Genomic DNA, 11,705 nt, shown 5'->3' on the forward strand with positions numbered 1-11,705 from the left:
CTACTTATCCCCCTTTAGCCGATCAATAGAAGTAAATACGCCACTTTGCTTTAAGAGCCACATCCCTAGCTTCTCTTCAGCAATACCAGGGGCAATCTTATACGTAAATACTGGCAATCCATTTTCATCACCTTCTATCTTCATCCGCATAAAATCAATGGAAGGCACCTCCTGAAGCTGTTTGGAGAGCTCGGTAATATGCGATGACACAATTACATAGGGGCCATCGACTTCCGCAAGGCTTTTCATGACATCAAGAATAGCATTTGACGCATCGCTATGATTTGTCCCTTTAAAAAGTTCGTCAAGGATAATGAGCGCATTCGAATCCACTGGCAATTGATCGACGATTTCCTTTAAACGGATCGCTTCCACATAGAAATGGCTATACCCCAACTCTAGATTATCTTGCAAATTGATACTCGTAAATACCCCGTCGATAAGATCGGTTTGTATAGTATCTGCAGGCACAGGAAAGCCGATATGCGTAAGGTAAAGTGCGGAGGCAATAGATTTGATAATCGAGGATTTACCCGCCATATTTGCCCCTGTCAGGAACCAAATCTTCTTCTCCTGTTTCAATGAAATATCATTTTTTACGGGCGCTTTATGAAAAATATGATAAACACCTTCCATCTTGATCTCGCCGGTTTCATTCTTAGGGTAAACTTCTGGATAACAGAATCCTAAGCTTTTTGATATTTTGGCTACAGCCAGGTAGGCGTCCACTTCAAAAAAGAAACGTATCAACTTCTTCAACTTTGGAGCTAACTCATAACGAATTAATCGGTCGAGCGATTCAATATTAAATATATTGACTTTAAGTTTGTCGGTTACATGCTTTTTCCCTTTATATATTTGGTTGAGGCAGTCGTTCGTCAAATTGATCATTTCCGTCATGTCCTCATAAACCTGATGTTTGTTGACTTCCTGATAAAACTTCATCGACGAGATTAGAAACTCTGAGGCTTCTAATATAGAGCGCTTTCGATAATAGTATATTGGGGAGCGAACACCGAGGAAGTCAAGAAAACTTATGCCATGACTCGCGCCCGAGTGGGAAGCATGGATATACTTCTCCAAATCCTTAACGATGACACGATAAAACGGAAAATCTACATTTGCAACAGGTTCTAGGCGACGAATTTTCTTCTGTCGATCCTTGATACCTTCAATATTGAACAAGGGCGTGTAAAAGACATCCCGAAAGTAATCCTGCCCACCCTCAGTAATGGCTTGATCAAAAAAATCATAGATTGTTCTTCCACTATAATCACGCAGTTGAATATCTTTTAAGGTTTGTTCGTCGATTAGAAAGGTTCCTGCCATAAGTATTCCTAATATACAATTTATTGTTTTTACTTAAATCTTTTTTTAAAACCCTTAAAAACGGTTTTAGTTAACTTATAATTATGAGATGCAAAAACACGACATTCTCCATAATTAAATCGATAAATAATAATTACAAAATATTGATTTGCGCGAACAGCGAATAAGTGATAAAGTGCTGAAATTCAGTAAAAAGCGCGTATCATTACCTATAATCGATAGCAGTAATTACTGATTTTAAAGCATATTTACCGAAATTCAGATAACATTTTGGTCAAGATGAGAATAGCGATCATTTCGGATATACATGGAAATCTACCAGCATTGATTAATGTGCTAGACGATATTCAGGCTAGAGAAATCCAGCAAGTCTATTGCTTGGGCGACCTGACAGACTTTGCACCCTGGCCAAATGAATGCATTCACTTAATTAAGACATTAAATATCCCTTGCATACAGGGAAATCATGACCAATGGATCGCAGAAGATAGTGCTATAGTCTCTTTGGCGCATCATTCTCCCGAGGAAGCAAGAGTGAGAGAAATCGCTATCAATCACAGCAAAGCTATCGTTACTGGCGATAATAAAATCTTTCTAGGTGAACTCCCTTTTCAAATTCGATTGGATTATAGAATTGGAAACAAGCATTGGCAGATATTGCTGGTTCATGCTCATCCCGACAGCAATAATCAACACCTCTATGAAGATGAGCCCGATGAAACCTTTGCATTTCTGTTGGAGCGAGAGCAAGCCGATGCATTAGTCATGGGGCATACACATTACTCCTTCATCAAAGCAATCGACACCAAATGGGCTATCAATTGTGGATCGGTGGGTCGATCAAAAGAAGCGAATAGAGACGCTTCCTATTTGATTATTGAAATTTGCAAAGACCGCATAGTCCCAGAGATCATACAGTTAGATTTTAATAAATCGTCCGTAAGGAATGCTATAAAAAATAGTGACATCCCCGATTTCTATGCGGACTTTTGGGACGCTAAATAGTAATTATTCTACAGTCAGACCCTTGAAAACAAACGCTTCATTTCCTGCCCCAGAACCTATTTCAAATTTCAGCATGGCAAGCTTAGGGATTTTAACTTCCAATGGGAAAGTCATTGTAAAAGCATAGGGAATATCAATTTCTGGCTTGTCAACAAATAAATGCGTCGTTCCATTCATTGCAAAATCAGTTTTAATAATTCTTCCTTCAGGAGTAATTATATGAATATCATGCGCCTGTATCGGTCTGTATCCTGTCGTAGCGGTATGTTGCTTAATAATGCCATTTATGAAAATATTGTTAGCATCGGAATCAAACTGTAATTTATTGAGGATGACTTCGTATGTTTTCGATTTGATTTTCGGTTCAGATTGCTGTAATTGTAATACGCCTTCGTAATAAGGAATGCGATCTTCGAGCTTGTGAACTGCAGCTTGCAGGCCATTAATCTGTGAATTTAAGTTTTCGATTTTTGCATGCAATTGATCTATTGTGAGTTTTTCCTGTCCAAAAGAAACCGATGACAATGCAATAATAAAAGCAGTTGTAGAATTAATAGTTTTTAGAAGCATAATAGTATAGTGTAGTGGAGTTAAAATTCTATAGAAAATTAGCAAGTATAACCAACAAAAAAGAAAGTTTTCAGAAAAAAAGTTTTCTCAATTAACAATTCACAGTCACGAAGCGTATGAAATCGATTTCGTTACTTTTATCTCGTTATATCTATATGTAATAGTATTTTAGAATAGCGAATTGCATAACCTTTTTTAACCAATTGAAATGAGCCGCTTCCTTCTTTTTATTTTTATTCTGTTGATAGCTATTCCTTCAAAAGGAATGTTGAACCCAAAAGTCGAGCTAAATTTATTGACGAAAAGCTTTTCAGAAGAAGATATACGGAAAAGTTTATCAAGCTCAAAAAAATGGGCTCCCTATCCGGATTACCAGGATCGTCACGGCTGGAAAGCTTTAACCCTTTCTGTCTATAATACTTTGATTGAAGAAGGTGAAGCTTGTTTAAAGTACCAATGGCAAGTCGTCAAAGCGACAGATTACCTTGCGTTTGAACGTAACGGCTCTCGAGTAATTATGGAAAAGCCTATGAATGAAAATGCAAAGGCTTTGAGCAAGTTATTTCTTGCCGAGCTTGCTGAGGGCAAGGGACGATTTCTCGATCAAATCATAAATGGGGTTTGGTACTTCACAGAAATAAGCACCTGGTCATTATCCGCACACGTCCCGGGGTATCAATCTTCCAAGCGAAGCTTGCCGCAGTCGGACACTCATGTGGTTGACCTTGTTGCAGGTGATATGGGTTCTATGCTCTCATGGATTCATTACTTCTTTAAGGCAGAAATGGATAAGGTAAATCCGGAGATTGCTTCCCGTCTAAAAACGAACATTAAAGCGCGTGTAATACAACCTTATTTGACACGAAATGACATGTGGTGGCAGGCCTTCGACATAACGCCAGCACAAGTGGTTAACAACTGGAATCCTTGGTGCAATTTCAACGTACTGACTTGCTTGCTTTTAATCGAAGACAATGAACAGCAGAAAGTCGCAGGGATTTACAAAACGATGCAATCGGTTGATAAATTCATCAACTATATCAAGCATGATGGCGCTTGTGAGGAAGGCCCGTCCTACTGGGGACATGCTGCAGGAAAATTCTACGATTATCTTATGATCCTTTCATTGGCTACAGGGGATAAAGTCAACTTCTTTGATCAACAAATGATCAAAGACATGGGCGAATATATCGCCCAGTCCTATATCAGCGGTGATTCATGGGTTGTTAATTTCGCCGATGCCTCTGCAAAAAGTACTGCCGATCCGCTATTGATCTACCGTTATGGCCGTTCGGTTAACAGCAAAGAAATGCAACGATTTGCCAAATACCTTCACGATAAGGAGCCAACGAAATTTAGATTTGGCAGAGATGCCTTTCGAAGTTTAGAGGATTTAGCGACCTTTCAACACATTGCTCTGGAATCTTCCTCCACTCCAACAAACGCTTATAAATGGTATCCGGAAACAGAATTTCTCTATATACGAGATCAAAACCTATTCTTTGCCGCCAAAGGCGGATTCAACAAAGAAAGTCATAACCACAATGACGTCGGCAGTTTCCTGCTGTTCTTGGGTGAACAACCGGTATTTATCGACGCGGGTGTCGGCACCTATAATAAAAAAACATTTTCGAAGGAACGTTACGATATCTGGACGATGCAAAGCGATTACCACAATCTTCCTCGAATTAATGGATATCAACAACGCTTTGGCGCACAATATAAATCACAAAACAACAGGTTTGACGCCAAAAAGCGGGAATTTGAGCTTGAGATTGCTGGAGCCTATCCGAAAGAAGCTAAGATCAACTCTTGGATACGCAAATATAGAGTCGAGAATAAAGGCTTGCTAATTACCGATCAGTTTGATATTGAAAGTCCACTAACGGAGCATGTTATTCATTTTCTGTTGGCAAAAGAGCCAAGGTTAAAAACCGGAATTGTGGAACTTAACGACGGTGCCCATGCCCTATCTTATGATAAGTCTTTATTCGACGCATCGGTAGAAGCAATTGAGCAGGATGATATTCGATTAAGCAAAGTTTGGGGCAATCAGATTTATCGCCTAAGCTTGAAAGCAAAGACGACAACAAAGAAAGGAGTCTACCGTTTCAGTATAAAATAAGAAGCAGAAGGCCCGCCGAAACACCTTAGTGTATCTTCTGTTGACGAAATAACCCACTAACATCTGACCTATGAAAATAAGCTTGAACAAATTAAAAACTATCCCTATTGTAGCCGCAGCAAGTGCTGTTCTTTTTATCAATATGATTCCAAGCCAAACGAATTTTATTGATAAAGCTTTTAAGTCGGCGGAGAAGCAATATGAATCTCTTTGTAAGGAAGCTGAGGTCTTGAAACGATTCCCACGCACCATAGATAAAGAGGGCAAACTGAAAGGAACTGATGAATGGGATTGGACAGGAGGATTCTTTCCGGGCTCATTATGGTTCTTATACCACCAATCAGGAAATGAACAAACCAAAGCAGAAGCGATCAAATGGACTGAGGATTTGGAAAAAGCTAAAGATCTAGACCAGCATCATGATATTGGCTTCGTTATGTATTGTTCCTATGGAAACGGAATAAAATATTCAAATGACCCTACAAAGATTAAAGAATATCAAGACATTATCATTCATTCGTCAAATACCGCACTGCGTCGCTTCGATCCGAAAGTAGGTTTGATAAAATCATGGAATAAAAAGAAAGCTTGGGATGAAAAAACGGTTTGGGAATACCCTGTCATAATCGACAATATGATGAATCTGGAGATGCTCTGCTATGCCTCTGACTTAACAGGCGATCCGAAATATAGGAAGGTCGCGATATCTCATGCCGATAAGACCATGAAGAACCACTTCCGGAAAGACTACTCTACGTACCATGTTGTTGACTATGATAAGAACGGAAAAGCAATTCATCATCAAACGAATCAAGGCTATGCCGACGAGTCGACTTGGTCGCGCGGACAAGCATGGGCAATATATGGATTTACCATGATGTACCGAGAGACTAAAAAAGCCGAATATCTGAAAACTGCGCAGCAAGCCGCTAAATTCTATATTAACCATCCTAATATACCGTCTGATAAGATTCCTTATTGGGACTTTAATGCACATCAGGATGGCTATCGTTCCGACGTTGACTTTCCAAAACGTCAATTAGATTATATCCCGCGAGATGCATCCGCTGCTGCCATCGTTGCATCAGCATTGATTGAACTTTCGACATTTTCTAAAGCAAAGGATAAAGCGCTATTTTTAAGTTTCGCAAAGGAAACACTTGAAACCTTAGCTTCTCCTGCTTATTTCGCAGATTACGGTACGAATGGCGGATTTCTGTTGAAACACAGCGTTGGAAGCCAGCCCCATAACTCGGAAGTCGATGTACCACTAACGTACGCTGATTATTATTTCCTAGAGGGATTGACGCGCTTAAAAGAACTAAAGAACTAATTTATTCAGAATACTTGTTTTCTTACTGTACACATATCTTTATTGGTCTGGTCGCAGAAGCGATTAGAGGTTGAATAGTTTGGCCTACAGCACAGGATAGCTGTTTGAACTAATCTGGTTATTTTAGTTATATTGCATTAAGAAACCTATTTTTCTGAAAGTGTCTGTTTTCAAAGACGATCAAGAACTTTCAATCTTGTTTGTGCTTCAATGGAAACGTGATAGTTTTAATCAAGCATATACCTAAACAAATCACTTATGATTAGAAGATCAGTTATACTCTCCTGTCTAATGGCAATGACTCTATCCTACGGGCATGCCCAAGAATGGAAACCCTCGGGCGATAAGATTCTGACGGAATGGGCGACTAAAGTCGACCCTAAACAACCTCATCCGGAATATCCCAGACCTCAATTGGTAAGATCCAACAACTGGCAGAATCTGAATGGTCTTTGGAAATACGCAGTTACCGATATTTCTGTATCGCAATTACCAACGAATTGGGATGGAAATATACTCGTTCCTTACGCTATCGAGTCTGCGCTATCTGGCGTTGGGAAGAGCCTGAATAAAGATCAAGCTCTTTGGTATACAGCTGATATCGTTCTTTCCAAAAAACTAAAAAATGAGAAAACGATTCTTCATTTCGGCGCAGTGGACTGGCAATGCGAAGTTTTTGTCAACGGGCAGTCTGTTGCGAAGCATGAAGGTGGATTTAATTCCTTCAGTGTCGATATCAGCAAAGCTCTAAAAAAGGGAAGCAAACAACAAATAGCAGTTCGCGTTTGGGATCCTACAAGCGACGGTCCTCAACCAAGAGGAAAACAAATAAACAAACCACATTCTATTTGGTACACCCCTGTTTCCGGTATATGGCAAACAGTTTGGTTAGAATCAGTACCCAAATCATATATCAAAAGTACCCATCAAACTCCTCAAGTAGATCAATCCAGCTTAACATTCTCTGCAGATATTGAGGCTGCCCAAGCGGGCGATCTTCTACACATCATCGCCTACGATAATGGAAAGAAAATCGCGGAATCATCAAATGCGCCTACTGAGACTCAACAGCTAAAGCTAGAAAATATCAGCTTATGGAGCCCAAGCAACCCAAAACTTTACGACTTAGAAGTGAAGCTGATGCGGAAAGGCAAGGTCGTTGACCAGGCTAAGAGTTACTTTGCGATGCGTAAGATTTCGAAAAAAACTGATCGGAAAGGGATTGAGCGAATGTACCTCAATGATGAGTTTCTCTTCCATTACGGTCCCCTAGATCAAGGTTGGTGGCCCGATGGATTACATACAGCACCAACGGACGAGGCGCTTAAATTCGACATAGAAAAAACCAAGGAAATGGGCTTCAACATGATCCGTAAGCATATTAAAGTTGAGCCTGCTCGTTGGTACAGACACTGCGATAGTATCGGAGTTTTAGTTTGGCAAGATATGCCAAGTGGAGACCTAGGGGGCAACAACTGGGACATGCACCCCGGTAAATTCCGCGCGGGAAAGCAAGATAAAGACCGAACGCCAGAGTCAGAGGCTATATTCAAGAAAGAGTGGAATAGCATCATGACACAGTTGCATAACTTTCCAAGTATCGTAGTGTGGGTGCCGTTCAATGAGGCTTGGGGACAATTTAAAACGAAAGAAATCGTAGAATGGACCAAGCAAAAAGATCCTTCTCGCCTTGTTAATGGAGCAAGCGGAGGAAACTACCTTGCTCCTGGCGATATATTAGATCTCCACAACTATCCTGAGCCCGCTATGCCAGATCCTGCTAGATTCGGTAAAGACTTTATTTTGGCAAACGGTGAGTTCGGTGGATTAGGTTTGCCCATTGAAGGACATACCTGGCAAGCAAAAGATAACTGGGGATATCAATCCTTTAAGAGCGTTGCAGAACTAAAGAAACGCTATTCGGAATTGATTACGGATCTAACCAAACTATTACAGCTAGGACTTTCTGCAGCTGTTTACACACAAACTACAGATGTAGAGATTGAAACCAATGGTCTCATGACCTATGATCGAAAAGTCATCAAGATTCCTACAGCAGAACTTAGGGAAATTAATGAGAAGCTCTACGACAAGAACTTGATCAACTAGATTATCTATAGCATAACAAATCTTTAGTAATGAGGCATTTTAGTAAACAGCCTCATTACTGTCTTTCTTTTTTAAGACAACTATTTAATGAGCACTTTGAAGAAATGCATTCGTTCATCTTCAACGTCTCCAAAAAAATGATTACGGAAATAAAGCTCCTTATCCGTTTTCCAAAACACATCGATTAAGGTGCAAAGATCGAATCCATAATCAGAAATGCTTAATGGTAGTTTAGCAAGTAGCACATATCGCTTACCTTCCTTTTTCTGAATAAAATATTCTGAACATTCCTGGCCTGGAAACCACCCATTAAGGCGATATTGCCCAGACGGCGATCCAACGATATAGGCAGGATTTCCAACTAATTCCACATCGGCCAAACGTTTTTCTAAATCGATAGAGAAATCGGACGTATGACCTCCTTCCATCAGGAGAATACGTTCCGACGGATAATAACGGACGAAACCAGCATCCCAAGTATATTTTAAAAAGTTCGGGTTGATCGTATCGCCATTATTGAAGCGAATAAAAGCGATCGATTCGCCTACAATATTCGAGTCTACTTTAAAACTGTCATTCCAGCCGCCAAAAGTTACCTCGCCTTTAAGCATTTCCTTTGCGATGGAAAAATCGCTAATATAAGGAATCGTGTCTTGCTCACTCGGCACTTTCGATAGCGCCTTAGCTTTGAAAAAGTCAATGGAATCGATTATAGACAAGGATAATGTGTCATTCTCATAAACAATTTCTCCTACAGAAACAGAGTCTACAACCGACACAACCTGTTGTACCTCAATTGGCTGTTTATCCTGTTTTTTATTCTTGTACGCTATGAATAGCAGGACTAACAACACGGCTATGGGGATATTTATTTTATAATTTTTCATCGATGTTATCTTTTTACCATCTACCGCCAGCTCCACCACCACCCGATGAGCCGCCACCAAAACTTCCACTTGAGGAACTACCTCCCCCGGAAGAGCCACTCGATGAACTACCGCCCGAGGAACTGCTGCTACTTCTCACCTTCTTGGGAATGGTATAAGTATCGATGACTACGCGATAACTGCAATTCTCACAATCATCAACTTTTTCACCTTTTCCAGTCTTGCTATAGGTTGCGGCAATAATCGTATGCCGCTTCCCTTTTCGCAGGGTAAAAAAATGGCAGTGCGGACATTCCTTAAAACTAGATTTAATATCCCAAGGTATAAGCGTAATCTTCTTCGTTCGAAGATTTTCCCAAATTTCATAGCTTCGAGATTTGATACTTTCTTCCTTCAAATTTCCTTTACTAAGATAAGTCTTGATTTCCTTCTCCGACAGATCCCGATTGACACGCTGCCAATCTCCAGAATTATCTGGTGGAACAAATCGCTTTCTATCTTTTGCTTTTCTTGATATGATACCGACTAAATCAAACCAAGCTAGCGGCGATAAGATCATAGGAATAAATGTGAATGTCAGAAACTTATTGATAGCTTTTGCCCTTTCCTCCGTATCAGTATAGCTCTTACTAATGCTCGTGCGGGTATAGGTTATTTTCATTGCCAGAATGATTCCCCCCAGTACGAATACAAAATAAGGTAAGTGCTTTTTTTGATATATGAACTCTAGGTTATTGAAGACGAAAGCAAATAAAAAAACCGTAAGAAACATTAAAATTCCCATACATCCCAATCCTGCAAATATGGGGACATAAGGATATTTTTTGTTCGGTTTCTTTATGAGTCTGGATGAAACAAAGTGAACCACTAAATAGAAGAAAGCGAACATTCCCAACACTAATAGTGAATTCTTAAAATATACATTTCGAAAGCTCCAAAACGGCGTTGCTTCCGGTAAACGGGCTTCCAGCTCTTCTCTGATATCAGGCGACATAAGAACCTCGCTGATGATAGTAGCTGCATCCAGCACCCCTTGATCGTAGTCGCCGACTTGAAATTTAGGTACCAGATACTTTTCCCCAATTCGCTTTAAATAAGCGTCTGGCATCACTGACTCCATACCATAACCGGCTATGAAACGATACTCTCGACGATCAATCGCCAGAAACAACAGTAGCCCATTGTCCGCGTCCTTCTTTCCAATCCCCCATTTGTTGAATAGGTCTAGCGCAAATTGAAAGTCACTATCTCCTTCGTAATCATTAACAACAGCAATAGCAAACTCAGCGCCGGTCAGCGAATCAATAAGCTTGGACATGCGATCAAGTTTGAAAACCGTTTCTGAAGACAGAACAGCGTTCGGATTCGTCACGTAGAAATCTTGTCCCTGTTTCTTCGGACTTGGTAGACTTTCTACGGTAAAACGTTCAGGAGCGATTTGCCGTGGCTCTTCAAATACCTCAGGTGCCGAAACAAGTTGAGCCGGTGCAAATATAGGCCAGCAAAACTGTATTAAGAGAAAGACGAATAATACGAGATTCTTGTTTCTAATAGATAGCATATATGATTAAATATCTATATTAAAACTACTCATTATTAATGATACTTTTCATTTAAGTTATGGCGATATTTTTAAGGATTAAAAGTTACTGCTATTATGTCATGTTATGCTAGATAACTGTAAATACTTAGTTACCAACACAATCTTAACCTCGTCTTTACAGTCTAATAACACAAATAATAGATTGTGGTCTATTATTTGACTTAAAGGAAGTATGATGACAAAACTATTAAAGGTAATTATCTTATTGTTGGTTGTGGTTGGATTAGGATGGTTCATTTGGCAAATCAGCAAACCTAAAACAAATACGGTAAGCAATCATCAAGTATTACTAGAGCGCATAGAATCTATGGGCAAGTTGGAATTGGTGAAATATCGACTATCGGATGTCGTAGAACATAAGGTGATCTCACAATTTCTTCCAGACGCTAGTGTGTTGCTTATAATCAAGGCTGACGCTGTTGGTTGCGTGGATTTAAGTAAACTGAAGTCGGAAGACGTTGAAGTATTGGAGGACTCTGTCCATATAAAGCTACCCAATACAGAAATATGTTACGTAAAGATTGATCATAAAGAGTCGAAGGTTTATGATACGAAGATGGCATTTTTCAGGGAAGCAAATATGGTAGACGAAGCATTCAAAGCGGCAGAAAATGAAATTACGAAACAAGTGAAAAAGTCGGATATTCTTGAGCAAACCAAGAAAAATGCAGTCGATATATTCAAACCCCTTATGGAAGGATTAGGATATAAGAAGTATAGCATCGGCTTTGAATAACATACGCT

At 39.8% G+C, this 11,705-nt stretch carries 9 protein-coding genes; 5 read left to right on the forward strand and 4 right to left on the reverse strand.

Features of this window, described 5'->3' with window-relative positions:
* The gene (locus B2400_RS15895; protein ID WP_293934836.1) at positions 1 to 1,329 is read right to left on the reverse strand and encodes a MutS-related protein; all 1,329 of its coding nucleotides are present in this window, start codon (positions 1,327 to 1,329) and stop codon (positions 1 to 3) included.
* Between the two features lie 279 nt (positions 1,330 to 1,608).
* Between B2400_RS15895 and B2400_RS15900 the strand changes: the two genes are divergently transcribed.
* Positions 1,609 to 2,334, forward strand: coding sequence for a metallophosphoesterase family protein (locus tag B2400_RS15900; protein WP_293934839.1), 726 nt, complete (start codon positions 1,609 to 1,611; stop codon positions 2,332 to 2,334).
* Between the two features lie 3 nt (positions 2,335 to 2,337).
* Here B2400_RS15900 and B2400_RS15905 read toward each other — a convergent pair whose 3' ends face one another.
* Positions 2,338 to 2,904 carry a hypothetical protein gene (locus B2400_RS15905; protein WP_293934842.1) on the reverse strand — a complete coding sequence of 189 codons (567 nt, stop codon included), beginning with the start codon at positions 2,902 to 2,904 and terminating at the stop codon, positions 2,338 to 2,340.
* A gap of 265 nt (positions 2,905 to 3,169) precedes the next feature.
* On the opposite strand from B2400_RS15905, the gene B2400_RS15910 reads away from it, so the two are divergent.
* From B2400_RS15910 to B2400_RS15920, 3 genes are all read left to right on the forward strand, one after another.
* Positions 3,170 to 5,029 (forward strand): heparinase II/III domain-containing protein, encoded by a 1,860-nt coding sequence (locus B2400_RS15910; protein WP_293934845.1) that lies wholly within the window; start codon positions 3,170 to 3,172, stop codon positions 5,027 to 5,029.
* A gap of 82 nt (positions 5,030 to 5,111) precedes the next feature.
* Complete coding sequence (locus B2400_RS15915; protein WP_293934847.1) at positions 5,112 to 6,362, forward strand: glycoside hydrolase family 88 protein; 1,251 nt, start codon at positions 5,112 to 5,114, stop codon at positions 6,360 to 6,362.
* Positions 6,363 to 6,620: 258 nt separating this feature from the next.
* Entirely contained in the window at positions 6,621 to 8,471 is a 1,851-nt protein-coding gene (locus tag B2400_RS15920) for a glycoside hydrolase family 2 protein (protein ID WP_293934850.1), read from the forward strand.
* An 80-nt stretch (positions 8,472 to 8,551) separates the two neighbouring features.
* Here B2400_RS15920 and B2400_RS15925 read toward each other — a convergent pair whose 3' ends face one another.
* Together B2400_RS15925 and B2400_RS15930 are read right to left on the reverse strand one after the other, a co-directional pair.
* Positions 8,552 to 9,358, reverse strand: coding sequence for a hypothetical protein (locus B2400_RS15925; RefSeq protein WP_293934853.1), 807 nt, complete (start codon positions 9,356 to 9,358; stop codon positions 8,552 to 8,554).
* 13 nt (positions 9,359 to 9,371) lie between these two features.
* Positions 9,372 to 10,919: a TPM domain-containing protein gene (locus B2400_RS15930; protein ID WP_293934855.1), complete on the reverse strand. Its 1,548-nt coding sequence runs from the start codon at positions 10,917 to 10,919 to the stop codon at positions 9,372 to 9,374.
* A gap of 214 nt (positions 10,920 to 11,133) precedes the next feature.
* On the opposite strand from B2400_RS15930, the gene B2400_RS15935 reads away from it, so the two are divergent.
* Positions 11,134 to 11,697 (forward strand): DUF4230 domain-containing protein, encoded by a 564-nt coding sequence (locus tag B2400_RS15935; RefSeq protein WP_293934858.1) that lies wholly within the window; start codon positions 11,134 to 11,136, stop codon positions 11,695 to 11,697.
* The last annotated feature ends 8 nt before the right edge of the window (positions 11,698 to 11,705 follow it).

This window comes from Sphingobacterium sp. UBA6645 (genome assembly GCF_002455685.1).
GTDB lineage: Bacteria > Bacteroidota > Bacteroidia > Sphingobacteriales > Sphingobacteriaceae > Sphingobacterium > Sphingobacterium hotanense.